The 17,513-nt window shown below is 66.3% G+C and carries 19 protein-coding genes; 15 read left to right on the top strand and 4 right to left on the bottom strand.

Annotated features, from left to right (window positions below; translation table 11 throughout):
* The first annotated feature begins 24 nt into the window (after positions 1–24).
* The 7 genes from RSW2DRAFT_RS11215 (at position 25) to RSW2DRAFT_RS11185 (ending at position 6,302) form a co-directional block, all read left to right on the top strand.
* Positions 25–1,110, top strand: coding sequence for a BMP family ABC transporter substrate-binding protein (locus RSW2DRAFT_RS11215; protein ID WP_008031016.1), 1,086 nt, complete (start codon positions 25–27; stop codon positions 1,108–1,110).
* A 150-nt stretch (positions 1,111–1,260) separates the two neighbouring features.
* On the top strand, positions 1,261–2,544 hold the full coding sequence (locus tag RSW2DRAFT_RS11210) for an NAD(P)/FAD-dependent oxidoreductase (protein WP_008031014.1): 1,284 nt from the start codon (positions 1,261–1,263) through the stop codon (positions 2,542–2,544).
* Between the two features lie 136 nt (positions 2,545–2,680).
* Positions 2,681–3,757 carry an NAD(P)/FAD-dependent oxidoreductase gene (locus RSW2DRAFT_RS11205; protein WP_008031012.1) on the top strand — a complete coding sequence of 359 codons (1,077 nt, stop codon included), beginning with the start codon at positions 2,681–2,683 and terminating at the stop codon, positions 3,755–3,757.
* Positions 3,754–4,386, top strand: a complete 633-nt coding sequence (locus tag RSW2DRAFT_RS11200; protein WP_008031011.1) for a DUF938 domain-containing protein — start codon at positions 3,754–3,756, stop codon at positions 4,384–4,386. The genes RSW2DRAFT_RS11205 and RSW2DRAFT_RS11200 overlap by 4 nt, the downstream gene beginning before the upstream one ends.
* 64 nt (positions 4,387–4,450) lie before the next feature.
* The gene (locus RSW2DRAFT_RS11195; protein ID WP_008031009.1) at positions 4,451–4,795 is read left to right on the top strand and encodes a carboxymuconolactone decarboxylase family protein; all 345 of its coding nucleotides are present in this window, start codon (positions 4,451–4,453) and stop codon (positions 4,793–4,795) included.
* A gap of 95 nt (positions 4,796–4,890) precedes the next feature.
* A complete protein-coding gene (locus RSW2DRAFT_RS11190; RefSeq protein ID WP_008031007.1) occupies positions 4,891–5,400 on the top strand; it encodes an EF-hand domain-containing protein in 510 nt (169 codons plus the stop codon).
* A gap of 116 nt (positions 5,401–5,516) precedes the next feature.
* A complete protein-coding gene (locus RSW2DRAFT_RS11185) occupies positions 5,517–6,302 on the top strand; it encodes a glycoside hydrolase family 25 protein (RefSeq protein WP_008031006.1) in 786 nt (261 codons plus the stop codon).
* Positions 6,303–6,412: 110 nt separating this feature from the next.
* On the opposite strand, the gene RSW2DRAFT_RS11180 is transcribed toward RSW2DRAFT_RS11185, so the two are convergent.
* Complete coding sequence (locus RSW2DRAFT_RS11180) at positions 6,413–6,871, bottom strand: Lrp/AsnC family transcriptional regulator (RefSeq protein ID WP_008031005.1); 459 nt, start codon at positions 6,869–6,871, stop codon at positions 6,413–6,415.
* 151 nt (positions 6,872–7,022) lie between these two features.
* Between RSW2DRAFT_RS11180 and ald the strand changes: the two genes are divergently transcribed.
* Complete coding sequence (ald, locus tag RSW2DRAFT_RS11175) at positions 7,023–8,141, top strand: alanine dehydrogenase (protein WP_008031004.1); 1,119 nt, start codon at positions 7,023–7,025, stop codon at positions 8,139–8,141.
* A gap of 58 nt (positions 8,142–8,199) precedes the next feature.
* On the opposite strand, the gene mscL is transcribed toward ald, so the two are convergent.
* Complete coding sequence (gene mscL / locus RSW2DRAFT_RS11170) at positions 8,200–8,634, bottom strand: large conductance mechanosensitive channel protein MscL (RefSeq protein WP_008031003.1); 435 nt, start codon at positions 8,632–8,634, stop codon at positions 8,200–8,202.
* A gap of 148 nt (positions 8,635–8,782) precedes the next feature.
* Between mscL and RSW2DRAFT_RS11165 the strand changes: the two genes are divergently transcribed.
* Positions 8,783–9,478 carry a glutathione S-transferase N-terminal domain-containing protein gene (locus RSW2DRAFT_RS11165; protein ID WP_008031002.1) on the top strand — a complete coding sequence of 232 codons (696 nt, stop codon included), beginning with the start codon at positions 8,783–8,785 and terminating at the stop codon, positions 9,476–9,478.
* Positions 9,479–9,574: 96 nt separating this feature from the next.
* Here the strand turns inward: RSW2DRAFT_RS11165 and RSW2DRAFT_RS11160 are convergent, their stop codons facing one another.
* On the bottom strand, positions 9,575–10,531 hold the full coding sequence (locus RSW2DRAFT_RS11160; protein ID WP_008030999.1) for an L-threonylcarbamoyladenylate synthase: 957 nt from the start codon (positions 10,529–10,531) through the stop codon (positions 9,575–9,577).
* Between the two features lie 109 nt (positions 10,532–10,640).
* Here RSW2DRAFT_RS11160 and RSW2DRAFT_RS11155 point away from each other — a divergent pair, with 109 nt between their 5' ends.
* The 6 genes from RSW2DRAFT_RS11155 to RSW2DRAFT_RS11130 all read left to right on the top strand — a co-directional run bounded on the left by RSW2DRAFT_RS11155 (position 10,641) and on the right by RSW2DRAFT_RS11130 (position 16,376).
* Complete coding sequence (locus RSW2DRAFT_RS11155; RefSeq protein ID WP_008030996.1) at positions 10,641–12,344, top strand: acyl-CoA dehydrogenase; 1,704 nt, start codon at positions 10,641–10,643, stop codon at positions 12,342–12,344.
* Positions 12,345–12,361: 17 nt separating this feature from the next.
* Complete coding sequence (locus RSW2DRAFT_RS11150) at positions 12,362–13,375, top strand: MBL fold metallo-hydrolase (protein ID WP_040672063.1); 1,014 nt, start codon at positions 12,362–12,364, stop codon at positions 13,373–13,375.
* A gap of 138 nt (positions 13,376–13,513) precedes the next feature.
* Positions 13,514–14,125, top strand: a complete 612-nt coding sequence (locus RSW2DRAFT_RS11145) for a hypothetical protein (protein WP_008030994.1) — start codon at positions 13,514–13,516, stop codon at positions 14,123–14,125.
* A 201-nt stretch (positions 14,126–14,326) separates the two neighbouring features.
* Positions 14,327–14,923: a molybdenum cofactor guanylyltransferase MobA gene (mobA, locus tag RSW2DRAFT_RS11140; protein ID WP_040672061.1), complete on the top strand. Its 597-nt coding sequence runs from the start codon at positions 14,327–14,329 to the stop codon at positions 14,921–14,923.
* Positions 14,920–15,792, top strand: coding sequence for a hypothetical protein (locus RSW2DRAFT_RS11135; protein ID WP_008030990.1), 873 nt, complete (start codon positions 14,920–14,922; stop codon positions 15,790–15,792). Before mobA ends, RSW2DRAFT_RS11135 begins: the two co-directional genes overlap by 4 nt.
* Positions 15,789–16,376: a GNAT family N-acetyltransferase gene (locus RSW2DRAFT_RS11130; RefSeq protein ID WP_008030989.1), complete on the top strand. Its 588-nt coding sequence runs from the start codon at positions 15,789–15,791 to the stop codon at positions 16,374–16,376. The genes RSW2DRAFT_RS11135 and RSW2DRAFT_RS11130 overlap by 4 nt, the downstream gene beginning before the upstream one ends.
* 90 nt (positions 16,377–16,466) lie before the next feature.
* On the opposite strand, the gene RSW2DRAFT_RS11125 is transcribed toward RSW2DRAFT_RS11130, so the two are convergent.
* Complete coding sequence (locus RSW2DRAFT_RS11125) at positions 16,467–17,489, bottom strand: hypothetical protein (protein WP_008030987.1); 1,023 nt, start codon at positions 17,487–17,489, stop codon at positions 16,467–16,469.
* Positions 17,490–17,513 lie beyond the last annotated feature (24 nt).

The following is a 17,513-nucleotide window of genomic DNA, read 5'->3' as shown; positions in this document are numbered from 1 at the left end:
CCTTTACCTTTGGGGAGTTACCATATGCAACGCAGAACGCTTCTGACCACCGCCGCGATGGGCCTTGGCCTGTCGATGGTGGGCCGTGCCGCCTTCGCGCAGGACAAGCTGAAAGTCGGCTTCATCTATGTCGGGCCGATCGGTGACGGCGGCTGGACCTTCCAGCATGATCAGGGCCGTCTGGCGCTGGAAGCCGCCCTGGGCGACAAGATCGAGACGGTCTATCAGGAAAGCGTGCCGGAAGGTGCGGATTCCGAGCGGGTGCTGACGCAGATGGCGCTGTCGGGCTGCAAGATCATCTTCACCACCTCGTTCGGCTATATGGACGCCACCAACGCCGTGGCCGCCAAGTTCCCCGATGTGATGTTCGAACATGCCACCGGCTTCAAACGCGATTCGGCCAACGTGTCCACCTACAACGCCCGGTTCTATGAAGGCCGCGCCGTGATGGGCACCATCGCGGGCCGCATGACCAAATCGAACAAGATCGGCTATATCGGCTCGTTCCCGATTCCCGAAGTGATCCAGGGCATCAACTCCAGCTTCATCCATGCGAAAAAGGTGAACCCGGATGTCAGCATCTCGGTGGTCTGGGCCTACACCTGGTTCGACCCGGCCAAGGAAGCCGACGCCGCCAAGGCGCTGATCGAACAGGGTGTGGACGTGATTCTGGCGCATACCGACAGCACCGCCGTGCTGGCCGAAGCTGCCAAGACCCCGGGCGTGATCGGCTTTGGCCAGGCCTCGGACATGGCCGAATACAAGCCCAGCCCGCGGGTTTCGTCGATCATCGACAACTGGGGGCCGTATTACATTGAACGGGTGCAGGCGCTGCTGGATGGCACCTATGCGCAAAAAGACACCTGGGCCGGAATCGGCGGCGGCGAAGTGAAGATCGGTGAGATCACCGACGCCGTGCCCGCCGAAGTGAAGGCCGAGGCCGAGGCGCTGGCAGCCTCCATTGCCGACGGCAGCTATCACCCGTTCACCGGCCCCTTGAACAAGCAGGACGGTTCGGTCTGGCTGGCCGAGGGCGAGCGCGCCGATGATGGCACGCTGTCGGGGCTGAACTTCTATGTCGAAGGCATCGTCGGCGACATTCCGAAATAAGCCCTGCCCGATAGGCTGCGTCAAAGGCCCGCTTCCGCGGGCCTTTTTCCATTTTTTCGACAAGCTTTGCCGGATGCAAAAGTTTTTCTTCGCATATTCCTTTTTGTCTATATGTTGGTCCGATGGAGTAGCTGTCGGGGAGGACAGAGAATGGCACACATCGTTGTGTTGGGAGCAGGCTTGGGCGGGTCTATCATGGCCTACGAGCTGAAAGACCAGTTGCGACCGGGGGACACCATTACCGTGGTGACCAAGGATCCGAAATACCACTTTGTGCCGTCGAACCCGTGGATCGCCGTTGGCTGGCGCGATCGTGAGGACATCACCGTCGATCTGGCCCCGACCATGGCCAAGCTGGGGATCAAGTTCATCCCGGTGGCTGCCGAAAAGCTGCACGCAGAAGAAAACCGGCTGGAGCTGGTCGACGGGCAGTCAATCTCCTACGACTATCTGGTGATCGCCACCGGGCCGGAACTGGCCTTCGACGAGATCGAGGGCTTTGGCCCGGAAGGTCACACCCAATCGGTCTGCCATGTCGATCATGCGCTGAAGGCCAAGACGGCGTTTGACGCCTTCTGCAAGGACCCCGGCCCGGTGATCGTGGGCGCGGTGCAGGGTGCCAGTTGCTATGGCCCGGCCTATGAATTCACCTTCATTCTGGAAACAGCACTTCGGCGGGCCAAGATCCGCGACAAGGTGCCGATGACCTTTATCACCTCGGAACCCTATGTCGGGCATCTGGGGCTGGACGGGGTGGGCGACACCAAAGGGCTGCTGGAATCGGAATTCCGTGGCAAGCACATCAAATGGATGACCTCGACCCGGGTGAAGAAGGTCGAAGACGGCAAGATGACGGTGGAAGAGATTGCCGATGACGGCAGCGTCAAGGCCGAGAAGGAACTGCCGTTCAAATACGCGATGATGCTGCCGGCGTTCCGCGGCATCAAGGCGGTGCGCGGCATCGAAGGGCTTTCCAACCCGCGCGGTTTCACCATCGTCAATCAGCACCAGCGCAACCCGAAGTTCCCCAATATCTTTGCCGTGGGCGTCTGCGTGGCGATTCCGCCGATGGGACCGACGCCGGTGCCTTGCGGCGTGCCGAAAACCGGCTTCATGATCGAGTCGATGGTGACCGCCACGGCGCACAACATTGGCGCGCTGCTGCGTGGCCGCGAGCCGGACGAGGTGGGCAGCTGGAACGCGGTTTGCCTTGCCGACTTCGGCGACGGGGGCATTGCCTTTGTGGCGCAGCCGCAGATTCCGCCGCGCAACGTCAACTGGTCGTCCTCGGGCAAATGGGTGCATCTGGCCAAGATCGGCTTCGAGAAGTATTTCATCGGCAAGGTGCGCAGTGGTAATTCCGAGCCCTATTACGAAAGGGCGGCGCTGAAGTTGCTGGGGATCGACAAGCTGAAGGCGGTCAAGAAGGGCTGAGGCCGCGATTGCGGCAAGCGCCGGGGCGGGGCTGTCTGCCCCTCCCCGGACCCCTCCCCGAGGATATTTTTGAACAGATGAATGGGAAGGGTTGGTTGCGCTTTTCCTTGGCGGTTGGGCATGGCAGGGTGCGGCCATGGAACATGATTTTCTGATCATTGGCGGCGGCATCGCCGGGGTGTCGGCGGCAGCAAGGCTGGCGGAATTTGGCAAGGTGCTGGTGCTGGAGGCGGAAGGCGCGCTGGCGCATCATGCCTCGGGGCGGTCGGCGGCATTGTTCGAGCCGCGCTATGGGCTGCCCGCGGTGGTGGAGTTGTCGCTGGCCTCGGAGCCGGAGTTCCGGGCGGCGGCCGGCGTGCTGAGCCCGCGCGGCATGATGATCCTGGGGCGGGCGGATCAGGAGGAAATTTTTGCGCGCGACGTGGCGGCGATGGGGCTGGAGCCGGTGTCGGTGGAGGCCGCGCGGGCCATGGTGCCGGTGATCAACCCCCAAGTGGTGGCGCTGGCGGCGCATGCCGATCATGCCTGGGATATCGACACCGACCTGTTGTTGCAGGGCCATGCCCGGCGGGTGAAGGCGTCGGACGGGCAGGTGATCACCGATGCGCGGGTGACGGCGATTGACCGGCTGCCGGGGGGCTGGCGGGTCAGCACCGGCAAGGGCGAGTTCACCGCGCGGGTGCTGGTCAATGCCGCCGGGGCCTGGGTGGATGTGGTGGCCGAGATGGCCGGGGTGCAGCCCTTGGGGTTCACGCCGCTGCGCCGGTCGATGGCGCGGATACCGGCACCTGGCGGCCATGATGTCAGCCGTTGGCCGATGATCTTTGGCGCGGGCGAGACCTGGTATGCCAAGCCCGACGCCGGGGCGCTGATCGTGTCGCCCGCCGAAGAGCACGCGATGGACCCGCATGACGCCTGGGCCGATGACATGGTGCTGGCCGAAGGGCTGGCGCGCTATGAGGAGATGATGACCGAGCCGGTGACGCGGCTGCTGGCGAACTGGGCGGGCTTGCGGACCTTCTCGCCTGACCGGGTGCTGGTGATCGGGCCCGATGTGCGGCAGGCGGATTTCTTCTGGCTGGCCGGGCAAGGCGGCTACGGCTTTCAGACCTCGCCCGCGGCCAGCCGGTTGGCGGCGGACCTGATCCTGGGGCGGGCGCCCGAGGTGCCGGGGTCGCTGGTGGCGGCGCTGTCGCCCGTGCGGTTCGGATGAAGCTGCCCGACAGCGGCGCGCCGGTCACCCCGGACGGGCGGCGGCATGCACCTTCGGCGGCACGCAATGCCGGGCCGATCTTGCAGCTTTTGCAGGCCGAACTGCCAGCGCAGGGGCAGGTGCTGGAGCTTGCTGCAGGCACCGGCCAACATGCGGCGGAGTTTGCGGCGGCCTTGCCGGGGTTGGTGTGGCAACCCACCGATGCGGACCCCGACAACATGGTGTCGATCCGCGCCTGGGCTGATTTTTCGGGCTGCGACACGCTGCGCCCGCCCCTGGTGCTGGATGCCGCCCGGCCCGGTTGGGCGCAGGCCTGGCCGGGGCAGGATGCGGTGCTGGTGGTGAACCTGCTGCATCTGATCCCGGTGCCTGCCGCCAAAGTGGTGCTGTGCGAGGGCATCGCCGCACTGGCGCCCGTCGGCAAGTTGCTGATTTACGGCCCGTTTCTGCGCGATGGCCGCACCACCAGCGATGGCGACGCGGCGTTTCACGCCAGCTTGCAGGCGCAAGACCCGGGCATCGGCTACAAGGATCTGGGCTGGGTCGCGGCGCAGGTTCATGCCCTTGGCGCGCAGATGCGGGTGCAGCCGATGCCAGCGAACAATTTGGCGCTTGTCATATTCAAATAACTATATATGTAAGCTGCAGCGCCTGCTGCGTGTGGCAGACCGGGCCGACAAACAGGAGTTTATCATGGACTGGAAAGCCAAGAACGCCGATATCCGCGCCAATCTGCGGGTGCTGAACAAGACCATCCCCGAAACCGCCAAGGGCTTTGCCGCGATTTCGGCGGGGGTGAAGGCGGGTGGCGCGCTGGATCTGAAGGCGCTGGAGTTCGTGGCGCTGGGCATCGCCATATCGCAATGCTGCGAGCCTTGTATCGGCCTGCATGTCGAGGCGCTGATGAAGGCCGGTGCGACGCGGGCGGAAATGGCCGACGTGGCGGCGATGGCGGTGCAGATGGGCGGTGGCCCGGCGCTGATGTATGGCGCCAAGGCGCTGGCCGCCTGGGACGAATTCGCCGCCCCTGCCGCCTGACATTTTTTTCGCGAAAATCTGGAGGCCCGCGACGGAAACTGCGGGCCTTCAGCGTTAGAAATACATGCTGGAAATGGAATTTGAGAGGAAAGATCATGAAAACCACTGCATCCCTGACCGCCGCCCTGTGCCTGATCGGCGGCATGGCCATGGCGCAAGACGTCGTTCCGGGCGAGACCTTCATTCTGAACTGGGATCTGGACAGTGACGGCATCGTCACTCTGGCCGAGGCCACCGAGCGGCGCGGCGACATCTTCACCACCTTCGACGCCAATGAAGACGGCACGCTGGACGCCACGGAATTTGTCGCACTCGACGAGATGCGCGCGATGGACATGGAAGCCAACGGCATGCAGCAGGGCATGGGCATGGGCCGCATGAAAGGCCGTGGCATGGGGCAAGGCATGGGCCAGGGTCACGGGCGCGGTCGTGGCATGAGCATGGGTTTCGGCCCCGACGACAAAGGCATGCAGCGCGGCTTTGTCGATGGCAATGGCGACGGCAATGTCACCCGTGAAGAATTTGTCGGCATGGCCGAGACCTGGCTGGGCCGGATGGACCGCAACAGCGATGGCAAGGTGACGATCGCGGACTTCCAACGCTGATCTGTTGAACGCGCCCGGCGGATCCCCTGCCGGGCGCGGTTTTGCCTGAAGCGTGGTTTCGGGGGTGACAACGGCTTGCGCATTGCGCAACGTGGCGCAAACCAAAGGTGCCCCGGATGCGTTCTGCGCTGTTGCCGATCCTGCTGCTTGCCAGCCTTGCCGCCTGCGGCAGCCCCGCCCCGCGCGATCAGGCGGCGCCGTCCGTTTCGGTGCAGCCCGCCGATTTCGGTGACGTTGACCCGACCGACTGGCAGGGCAACGGGCCATCCGGCCACCCGGTGCACGGCATTGACATCTCGCGCTGGCAGGGGGCGGTGGATTGGCCCACGGCCCGCGCTGCCGGGGTGAACTTTGCCTACATGAAAGCCACCGAGGGCGGCGACGGGCTGGACCCGATGTTCAAGGAAAACTGGCGAGCGGCGGCACGGGCCGGGGTGCCGCGCGGCGCCTACCACTTCTTCTACCATTGCCGCCCGGGCGTCGAGCAGGCCCGCTGGTTCATCCGCAACGTGCCGCGCAGCGCCGGTGCCCTGCCGCCAGTGCTGGACATCGAATGGACGCCGTTCTCGCCCACCTGCACCCGCCGCCCGCCTGCCGCCGAAGTGCGCGCCGAGGCCGAGGCCTTCATGACGGCGCTTGAACGCCACTACGGTCAGGCGCCGCTGATCTACACAACCCCGGATTTCTATCAGGAAAACGAGCTGTGGCGGCTGCGGGGCCATGAATTCTGGCTGCGCTCGGTGGCGGCGCATCCGTCGGAAACCTACGCCGGGCAGCACTGGACCTTCTGGCAATACACCGGCACCGGCACCGTGCCCGGCATTGTCGGCAAGACCGATATCAACGTCTTTGCCGGAACCGCGCCAGCGTGGGGCGAATGGCTTGCCGCCCGGGCGCAATAGATCGCCTTGACCTGCGCGCACCGGCGGCCAGGGTCAGGCAGACGGGCTGCGCGCACTGGCAGATCGGGCCGATGACCTGCGATTGCGGCCCCAATGTCCTGGCCAGGGTCCTAGACTGCCAGCGCCGTGGTCTTGAACACTGTCCGCAGCGCGAAGCTGGAATGCATCTGCGCCACGCCGGGCAGCCGGGTCAGATACTGCCGGTGGATGCGGGCGAAATCTTCGGTGTCTTGCGCCACCACTTTCAACAGGTAATCCGCCGTTCCCGCCATCAGGTGACATTCCAGAATATCCGGCACCCGCGCCACCTCGCGTTCAAAGGCGTCCAGCACCTCGTCGGCCTGGCCTTGCAGGGTGATTTCCACGAAAACCACGGTCGGCCGACCCAGGCGGCGGGCGTCCAGCAGGGCGACATAGGCCGCGATGAACCCCTCCTCCTCCAGCCGCTGCACCCGGCGGTGACAGGCGGAAGGCGACAGGTTCACCAACTCCGAAAGCTCGGCATTGGTGATGCGGCCCTGCTTTTGCAGCACGTTCAGGATACGGCGGTCTGTCGCGTCAAGGTCCATGGATACGGTGACTTCTTCGAAGATTTATCCGAAACTGCGAAGAACCTACCACATATCCCAGCATTGGCACGCCATTATTCAAAACAATTGCACCAGTTCTGCGACACTCTGAAAGGATAAGGCAAAATGCCGCAGCCAACGGGAGATATGCATGAAAATCGGTTGCCCAAAGGAAATCAAGCCGCAGGAATTCCGCGTCGGCATCACGCCGAACGCCGCCCGCGAGGCCGTGGCGCATGGCCATGACGTGCTGATCGAAACCAATGCGGGCGTCGGTTCGGGCTTTGCCGATGCCGATTACATCGCTGCCGGTGCCAAGATCATCGCCACCGCCGAAGAGGTGTTCGCCAAGGCCGAGATGATCGTCAAGGTCAAGGAGCCGCAAGCGATCGAACGCGCCCGGCTGCGCAAGGGGCAACTGCTGTTCACCTACCTGCACCTGGCCCCCGACCCGGAGCAGACCGCCGACCTTTTGAAAAGCGGCGTCACCGCGATTGCCTATGAAACCGTGACCGACGACCGGGGCGGCCTGCCACTGCTGGCACCGATGTCCGAGGTCGCCGGACGGCTGGCACCGCAGGTTGGCGCCTGGACCTTGCAGAAGGCCAATGGTGGCCGCGGCGTGCTGCTGGGCGGCGTGCCGGGGGTTGCTCCGGCCAAGGTGCTGGTGCTGGGTGGCGGCGTTGTCGGCACTCATGCGGCCAAGGTTGCGGCGGGCATGGGGGCGGATGTGACAGTGCTGGACCGCTCCATCCCGCGGCTGCGCTATCTGGATGACGTGTTCGGCGGCAGCTTCAAGAACGGCTTTGCCAGCGCCGGTGCCACGATGGAGCTGGCCCGCCATGCCGATCTGATCATCGGTGCCGTGCTGGTGCCGGGGGCCGCGGCGCCCAAGCTGATCAGCCGGGCGCAGTTGAAGGAGTTGAAGCCCGGTGCGGCGCTGGTGGACGTGGCCATCGACCAGGGCGGCTGTTTCGAGACCAGCCACGCCACCACGCATCAGGACCCGATCTACGAGGTTGATGGCATCCTGCACTATTGCGTCGCCAACATGCCGGGCGCCGTGGCCCGCACCTCGACGCTCGCTTTGGGCAATGCCACCATGCCGTTCATGCTGGCCTTGGCCGACAAGGGCTGGCGGCTGGCCTGCGCCGAGGACAAGCACCTGCTGGCGGGGCTGAACACCCATGCCGGTCACCTGACCTATGCCGCCGTGGGCGCTGCCCTTGGCCTGCCTGTGATCGACGCGGCTGCTGCGCTGAACATGTGACGCAAAAGAAAATGGCCCCCCGGATCGGAGGGCCATTTCCGCTTTTCCTTGAAAAGCTTCAGGTGCGGGCCTTCAGCAGGTCGCGGATGTCGGCCAGCAGTTGTTCCTGCGTCGGGCCGGCCGGTGCGGCCACTGCGGCCTTTTCCTTGGCAATCGCCGCGTCTTTCACCCGGTTGACCATTTTCACCAGGATGAACACCACGAATGCGATGATCAGGAAGTTGATCACCGCCATCACGAACGAGCCATAGGCGAACACCGCCGCCCCGCCGTCGCGCGCCGCCTGCAGGCCGGTGCCATCGGCCACCGTGCCCTTCAGCACCACATACATGTTGGAGAAATCAATCCCGCCGATGATCAGGCCGATGATCGGGTTGATCAGATCACCCACAAGTGATGTCACGATCGCGGTGAAGGCCGCGCCGATGATGATGCCGACAGCCATGTCCATGACATTGCCCTTGGCGATGAAAGATTTGAACTCGTTGAGCATTTTTCGTATCCCTTGATGGCTGGCCGCCCCCGGGGCTGGCCACTTCCTGTATTCCGTGCACAGGCACGGCGAGATCATTGCACATGTTAGCATCTTTTTGGATGGGAATTTAGCGCCTGGCTTCCCTGACAGCATGAAAGGACCCACAATGACCACGCTTGCCGATTTTCCGATCACCCGCCGCTGGCCGCCGCGCCACCCGCAAGCGATCCAGCTTTATTCGCTGACCACCCCGAACGGCGTGAAAGTGTCGATCGCGCTGGAGGAGATGGGTCTGGCCTATGACGCGCATCTGGTGGATTTCGCCAGCAACGACCAGATGACGCCGGAGTTCCTGTCGCTGAACCCCAACAACAAGATCCCCGCCATCATCGACCCGCAGGGGCCGGGGGACGTGCCACTGGCGCTGTTCGAATCCGGGGCGATCCTGATCTATCTGGCCGAGAAGTCGGGAAAGTTGCTGCCCGCGTCCAACCGTTATCAAGTGCTGCAATGGCTGATGTTCCAGATGGGCGGCATCGGCCCGATGTTCGGGCAACTGGGCTATTTCCACCACTTCGCCGGCAAGGAAATCGAAGACCCGCGCCCCAAGGAACGCTATCGCGCCGAGGCCGCCCGGCTGCTGAAAGTGCTGGAGGGTGCCTTGACCGGGCGTGACTGGATCGCCGGTGACTATTCCATCGCAGATATTGCCATCGGCCCCTGGCTGCGCGTCCTGCGCGACTACTACAAGGCCGCCGATATCGCCGGTTGGGCCGATCTGCACGCGGTGCCGGCCTATCTGGACCGTTTCCTCGCCCGCCCCGCTGTCCAGCGCGGCCTGCTGATCCCGGCCCGGACCTGAGGCTTTCATCCGAGCCCAGATATCCCCCGCGGAGCGTCGGTGCCGACAGCGGAAGCCTCCGGCGGGGATATTTGAGAACAGATGAAAGCCGAAAGATCAGGTGCGCGGGGCGGCTGCGCGGCGCAGGCGGTCGTTGATGGCGCGGCCAAGGCCGGTTTCCGGCACCGGGGCAAAGGCGATGGCACCATTCGGCCCGGCCAGTGCATCGGCGCGGCGCAGGATGTGGAACAGGGCGGCGGCGGCTTCCACCAGATCGCCGTTGGGCGAAAGGGTCAGGGCGGCGCCGGGGCAAGCAGGGCCGAAGCCGACCCAGACCTCGTCCGGCAGCGGGCTTGTCACATTCAGCCGCACCGCTGCCGAAGGGGCGTAATGCGAGGCTAGCTGGCCGGGGGCGGTGATCTTGGCAGGGTCAGCCGCGGTCACCAGACGACTGCCCAGCGCCGCCTCCAGTGCCTCCAGCGGGATGCCGCCGGGGCGCAGCAGGGTGGCGGGGCCGGTCAGGCCGACGATCGAGGATTCGACGCCCACTTCACAGGCGCCGCCGTCGAGGATGGCGTCGATCCTGCCGCCGAGGCCGTCGCGCACATGCGCCGACGTGGTCGGGCTGACCCGGCCCGAAGGGTTGGCCGAAGGGGCGGCCAAAGGCCCGCCGAAGGCCGCCAGCAACGCCCGTGCCACCGGATGCGCGGGCAACCGGAGCGCCACCGACGCCAATCCGGCGCTGACCAGCGGCGACAGCCCGGCATCGGCCCGCCGCGGCAGCACCAGCGTCAGCGGCCCGGGCCAGAACGCCTGTGCCAGCGCCTCGGCCCTTGCGTCAAACACTGCCAACTCCCGCGCCTGCGCCAGGTTTTCCAGATGCACGATCAACGGGTTGAAGCCGGGCCGCCCCTTGGCCGCGAAGATCCGCGCCACCGTGGCATCCAGCCGGGCATCGCCCGCCAGCCCATAGACCGTTTCGGTTGGCATCGCCACCAGCCCACCACCGCGCAGGATGGCGGCGGCGCGGGCAATGCCCGCAGGCGTGGCAAAAAGCGCTTCGGTGTTCATCATCGGTGACGCAGCGTTGGCCTTGAAGGGGCATGCCCTTGCGTTACCCTTGCGGCAACACCGCCCACATAGCCGCGCGCCCAGGCTTTGCCAAGCGCGCCGAGGAGGATTGATGCCCTACCGCGCCCCGGTTCGCGAGTTCCGCTTTCTGTTCGACCATGTGGTCGGGCTTCCGCAGGTGGCCGCCACCGACCGCTTTGCCGAGGCCACGCCGGAAACCGTCGATGCCATCCTGACCGAGGCCGCGCGGCTGTCGGAAACCGAGCTGGCGCCGTTGCAGCGCGCGGGCGACACCCATCCGGCGCGGCTGGAGGCTGGCCGCGTCATCGCCTCGCCCGGCTTTGCCGAAGGCTATCGTGGCATTGCGGCGGGTGGCTGGGTCGGCATTGCCGCCAGCCCGGAGTTTGGCGGCATGGGTCTGCCAATGGCGCTGACCTCGGCGGTGAACGAGATGATGGGCTCGGCCTGCCTGGCGCTGCATCTGAACCCCTTGCTGACCCAAGGCCAGATCGAGGCGCTGGAGCATCACGCCAGCCCCGAGATCAAGGCGCTTTACCTGCCGAAGCTGATTTCCGGCGACTGGTGCGGCACGATGAACCTGACGGAATCGCAGGCGGGCAGCGATGTCGGTGCCTTGCGCGCCAAGGCCGAGCCGAACGCCGATGGCACTTATGCGGTGACCGGGCAGAAGATCTTCATCTCTTGGGCCGATGCCGATTTTGCCGCCAATATCTGCCATCTGGTGCTGGCCCGGTTGCCCGATGCCGCCCCCGGCACGCGGGGTATCAGCCTGTTTCTGGTGCCGAAATTCATCCCCGATGCTGCCGGCAACCCCGGCGCGCGCAACAGCCTGTCGGTGGTCAGTCTGGAGCACAAGATGGGCCTGCACGGCAGCCCGACGGCGGTGATGCAATACGATGCCGCGAAGGGCTGGCTGATCGGCGCGCCGCACAAGGGCATGGCGGCGATGTTCACCATGATGAACAACGCCCGCCTCGGCGTCGGCGTGCAGGGGATTGCGGCGGCCGAGGGGGCCTATCAACTGGCACTCGATTACGCGATGGACCGCAAGCAGGGCAAGACTCCGGTGCCCGGTGCCGGGGCGATCATCGACCATGCCGATGTGCGCCGCATGCTGGTGCAGATGCGGGCCGAGATTTTCGCCGCCCGCGCCATCGCGCTGTCTTGCGCCGTGGCCACCGACATGGCCCGCGCCACCGGCAGCGCCGACTGGCAGGCCCGCGCCGCCCTGCTGACACCGATCGCCAAGGCCTGCGGCACCGATACCGGCGTCAATGTGGCCAGCCTGGGCGTGCAGGTGCATGGCGGCATGGGCTTCATCGAGGAAACCGGTGCGGCGCAATATCTGCGCGACGTGCGGGTGACGGCGATCTACGAGGGCACCAACGGTATTCAGGCGATGGATCTGGTGGGCCGCAAGCTGGCTGATGGCGGCGAGGCGGCGTTCCGGCTGCTGGAGGAGGTCGAGGCCCAGGCCGAAGCCGCGCGGGGGGCTTTCCCGAACATGGCCACCGCGGTGTGGAACGCCGCCGAGACGCTGCGCGAGACCACGGAATGGTTGCTGGTGCAAGAGATGAACCAGCGCTTTGCCGGGGCGGTGCCTTATCTGCGGGCCTTTGCCCTGGTGCTGGGGGCGCATTTCCAGTTGCGGGCGGCGCTGGCCGATGCCGGGCGGGTGGCGCTGGCACGGGTGGCGATCAAGCGGCTGTTGCCGGAACATGCGGCGCTGCTGGCCGAGGTGCGCTGTTCGGTGGACGAGCTTTACGCCGTGACGCCCGAGGATCTGCGGGCGTGACCCACGCGCCTCTGCACATGCCGTTCGCGCCCCCTGCCGAGGGCGAAGCCGTTGAAATTGCAAGCGGCGTGCTGTGGCTGCGGCTGCCGTTGCCGCCACCCTTGGGCCATATCAACGTCTATGCGCTGGACGATGGCGATGGCTGGACGGTGATCGACACCGGGCTGGACAGCCGCCGTGGCCGGGCGATCTGGCAGGCGCTTCTGGCGGGGCCTTTGCAGGGTCGGCCGGTGAAGCGGGTGGTGGTGACGCATCATCACCCCGATCATGTTGGCCTGGCCGGTTGGTTTCAGGAGATGGGGGCCGAACTGGTGACCACCCGCACCGCCTGGCTTTACGCGCGGATGCTGCGGCTGGACGAACAGCCGCTGCCGGTGCCGGAAACCCTGGCGTTCTGGCGCGGGGCCGGGATGGATGCCGACCTTTACGCCCGTCGCGCCACCGAACGCCCGTTCAACTTCTGCGACGTGGTGGCACCGATGCCGCTGGGCTTTACCCGCATTGCCGAAGGCTGTCAGATCACCATGGCCGGGCGGCGCTGGCAGGTGCGGATGGGCGACGGCCACGCCGCCGAACACGCGACGTTCTGGAGCATGGAGGACAATCTGGTGCTGGCGGGCGACCAGCTTTTGCCGACCATCTCGGCCAATATCGGGGTTTACCCGTCGGAACCCGATGCCGACCCGCTGGAAGACTGGCTGCAAAGCTGCCGCAGCTTTCAGACCCACGCGCGGGAAGATCATCTGGTTCTGCCCGGCCACAAGCTGCCGTTCACCGGCCTGCCGGGGCGGCTGCGCCAGATGATTTCGGACCACGAAACCGCGCTTGACCGGCTGCGTGACCACCTCAAAACCCCCCACACCGCCACCGGCTGCTTTGCCGCACTTTACCGCCGCCCGATCAGGGACGGCGAATACGGGCTGGCGCTGGCCGAGGCGGTGGCGCATCTGAACCACCTTTTGCGCAGCGGAGTGGTGCAGCGTTGCATGGGTGCCGACGGCGCGTGGCTGTGGCAGGCGCTGCCCGCGTGACAGCCGCCGGAATCTCGGCTATGGCGGCGGAAAGACGCGCATCCCCGGCGATTGCGCAGGATTGAGTGCGCTTTGCACTGCCTGCCTTTTGGCGGAAATTCAGCGTTTGCCCACAGTCTGACCTTTGAAGGATCGCCGATGCGTCGCCTGTTTCTGAGCCTTGCAATCGTGTCAACGCTTGGTGCCTGTGGTGCCGACCCGGTCTGGGCGCCCGACGCCGATGTTGCCGCCGCCCGCTATGTCTCGGAGGCGCCGCCCAGCGTTACCCTGTTCACCGTGCTCAGGGTGAACGGCGACAGCGGTGCACATTCCGGCCTGATGATCAACGGCAGCCAGCGGGTGATGTTCGATCCGGCCGGCACCTGGCACCACCCCAGATTGCCCGAACGCAACGACGTGCATTTCGGCATCACCGACAAGATGGTGAACTTCTACATCGACTACCATGCCCGCGAAACCTACTATGTCGTTGAACAGACGCTGCCGGTTTCGCCGCAAGTCGCTGATCTGGTGATGCAACGGGCGCTGTCGCATGGCGCGGTGGCCAAGGCGATGTGTTCGAATTCCGTGACCGACGTGCTGCGTGGCGTGCCGGGGTTCGAGGCCATCCCTGCCACCTGGTTTCCGCGCAACCTGATGAAGGCGTTCGGCGAATTGCCCGGCGTGACCAGCCGCACCATCACCGACGATGACGCCGACGACAACCATGGCGTGCTGATGGTGCAGATGGGCGACCCGCGGGCGCAGTAAGTATTTGCCGAGCGGCAGCCCGAACGGCCCGATCACCACCTTGAGGCGTGCCGAGGCCAGCACCCCGCGCCAGAAGGTGCGGCGACGGCTGGGCAACAGATCCGATATCGCTTGGGCCTTTCCCGGCTGCGGCCTTTACGCACCATCGCGCAGGGCTTAGGCAATCGTTGCGGGCGATGCAATTTGCGGCAGAGGCGAGGTTTGCGGATTTTCGGGGTAATCCTGGCCGGCGGGCAAGGGCGGCGGATGGGCGGGGCCTGCAAGGCGCTGCTGCCGCTGGCCGGGGTGCCGCTGCTGGCGCATGCCGTCGCAAGGCTGGAGCCGCAGGTCGAGCGGCTGGCGCTGTCCGCAAATGGCGATCCGGCGCGCTTTGCCCGCTTTGGCCTGCCGGTGCTGGCGGATGCTGACCCGCTGGGGCCGCTGTCGGGCGTGTTGGCAGCGCTGGATTGGGCGGTGGCGCTGGGGGCGGATGCGGTGGTCAGCGTGGCGGTGGATACGCCGTTCTTTCCCTGCGATCTGGTGCCACGGCTGCACCTTGCCGCCGAAACCGCGCCGGAAGGTCTGGCCATCGCCAGCCATGCCGGGCGGGCGCATCCGACCTTCGGGCTGTGGCCGGTGGCCCTGCGCGCCGATCTGCGCGCCACGCTGGCCCGGGGCGATGCGCGGGTGATGGGCTTTGCCACAAGCCACGCCGCCGCCGAGGCGGTGTTTGCCCCACAGACCCCGGACCCCTTCGCCAACCTCAACACCCCCGAAGACCTGGCCTGCGCCGAGGCGCATCTGGCGGGCCAGCCATGAGCCCGCGGTTCGACACCGTGGTGGTGGTGGATTGGTCAGCCGCCGCCACCCCCTCGCCCGCCAGCCCATCAGCCAACGCGATCTGGATCGGCACGGCGGGGGCTGGCGCGACCCAGCCGCTGTATTGCCGCACCAGAGCCAGCGCCGAAGCCGCCCTGACCGCCCTGCTGGATGCCGAAGCGACCATGGGGCGGCGGGTGCTGGCGGGCTTCGATTTCCCTTTGGGCTACCCGCAGGGCTTTGCCAGGGCGCTGACCGGGCAGGCCAGCGCGCGCGCGGTCTGGAACTGGCTGGCAAATGCCGTGCAGGACGGCCCGGCCAATGCCAACGCCCGCTTCGCGCTGGCGCAGGATATCAACCGCCGCTTTGCCGCCCCCGGCCCGTTCTGGGGCCGCCCGGCAAGCCTGAACCTGCCCGATCTTCCGCTGACCAAGGCGGTGGACTACCCCGCCCTCGGCCTTGCCGAACGCCGCCGGGTCGAATTGCTGGTGCCAAGGGCGCAATCGGTGTGGAAGCTTTTCACCACAGGTGCTGTGGGTTCGCAGGCGCTGATGGGTCTGCCGATGCTGGCCCGGCTGGCCGCCCGCCCCGGCACCGCGGTCTGGCCGTTTGATGCACCCGATACCGCTTTGGTGCTGGCCGAGGTTTACCCAAGCCTGATCGACCCCGCCGTGGCCCGTGCCGTTGCGGGCGGCGCGATCAAGGATGCGGCGCAGGTCAGCCTGCTGGCGCAAGCCCTGTGGCGGCTGTCGCAATCCGGCGACCTTGGCGCGTTGCTGGACGCCGTGCCCGACTGGCCCGGCCAGGCGGAGGAGGGCTGGATACTCGGCGCCACCGCCGGTGCCACCCTGCTGGCGGCGCTGGCATGAACGTGCAGATCCAGCATGGCCTGCCGCTGCACCTGCGCAAGGACGCGGCGGTGATCTACTGGCAGGCCTTCGGGGAAAAGCTGGGCCGGGTGATGGGGCCGCCCCCGCGGGCGCTGGCGTTTCTGGACCGGGTGATCCGCGCCGACCATTGCATTGCCGCCCTTGATGCCAAAGGCACCCTGCTGGGCATCGCCGGATTCAAGACCCCCTACGGCGCCTTTGCCGACGGCGACCCGCAAGACCTGCGCGCGGTCTATGGCCGGTTTGGCGCGGGCTGGCGTGGCGGCGTGCTGCGGCTGCTGCAAAGCGAGGTCGATAACCTGCGGTTTCTGGTCGATGGCATCTGCGTCGCCCCGGAAGCGCGCGGCCATGGCATCGGCACGCTGCTGATCGACGCCCTGTGCGACGAAGGCCGCAGCCGCGGCTATGGCGCGATCAGGCTGGATGTGATCGACAGCAACCAACGCGCCCGCGCCCTGTATGAGCGGCTGGGGTTCGAGGCCACAGGCACCGCCACCATTGGTCCACTGCGCCACGTCTTCGGCTTTGCCGCCGCCACCACCATGGTGAAGGCACTGGACTGAGGCTTTCATCTGTTTTCAAATATCCCCGCCGGAGGCTCTCGCTGCCAGCACCGACGCTCCGCGGGGGATATTTTCGCAAAGGAGAAAGCCTTAGTCGAAGGTTCCCGTCACCCGGCCGAACAGCATGAAGGCGCGGGCGGTGCGGGTTTCCGACAGGTCGGAAAGCTCGGCGTCGCTGGCGCTTTTTTCGAACTCGGCAAAGATCTTGTCGAAGGTGCGCAAAAAATGGTGGGCGGCGTCGCGGAACACCGGGTCTTCGCGCATCCGGCTGGCGGTCAGCGCCAGGCTGGAGCGGTCGCGGATGCCGCCAAGCCCGGCCACAGCCCGTCCCCGCTCGCCGGTGGCAAAGCGGCGCCAGATTTCCGGGCGGGCGCGGTCGGGTTTCAGGTCATCCATATAGATGCCCTCCTGCGCCAGCAGCGTCAGCACGTCTTGCGCCGAGCGGATCAGCTTGGCGACGTTGCGATCCTCCAGCGCCAGCCGCAGCGCGCGAAAGCCGTCCTTGTCATCGGGGTTTTCGGGGAATTGCAGCGCGCGGATGAAATCGGTCACCGACAGCGGCGCGCGCATGTCCTCGGCGGGGGTGCCCAGCGCCAAAGCGGGTTGTTCATCGGTCTGGGTAGCACGAGACGGGACCAGCGCCGCCTTGCGATCGGCGGAAGGCACGCTGAGCGCGCCATCGCGGCGGGTGCTGAAGCGGGCCAGCGCGGTTTCGGTCTGCCGTTGCGCTGCGGCAATCTCGTCCAGCTTCTTTTCGACCGAGGGTTTCAGGCCGCCCGCCCCGCCCTGCTGGCCCGCGACATAGGCGTGGCGCATCGCCTCGACCGCCGCCTGCAACCGCGCCGCCTCGGCCCGCAAGCCGTGCACCGTGCGCAGCGTCGTCACCGCCACCCAGATCAGCGCCAGCGGCAGGAACACCACCAGAAGCGCCATCACCAGCCCCAGCACGCCCTCGCCCTCGGCGCGCGGCGACAGCAGCACATAGGCGATCACCGCCACCACCCAGATCAGGCTGAGCAGCGCCGCCACCAGTTCTGTGGCACCAAAACCGCTGTCGGGCTTCGGCGTCAGGACAAGCGGTTTGACCTTCGGTTTCTCGGACGGCTCGGCCATCGGCTTACCTGCTGCTTTCCGCAT

Origin of the sequence: Rhodobacter ferrooxidans (assembly GCF_000176015.1) — a bacterium.
Classification (GTDB): domain Bacteria; phylum Pseudomonadota; class Alphaproteobacteria; order Rhodobacterales; family Rhodobacteraceae; genus Pseudorhodobacter_B; species Pseudorhodobacter_B ferrooxidans.
Note: the sequence above shows the minus strand (reverse complement) of the source record. Positions and strands in the feature narration are given on the sequence as shown.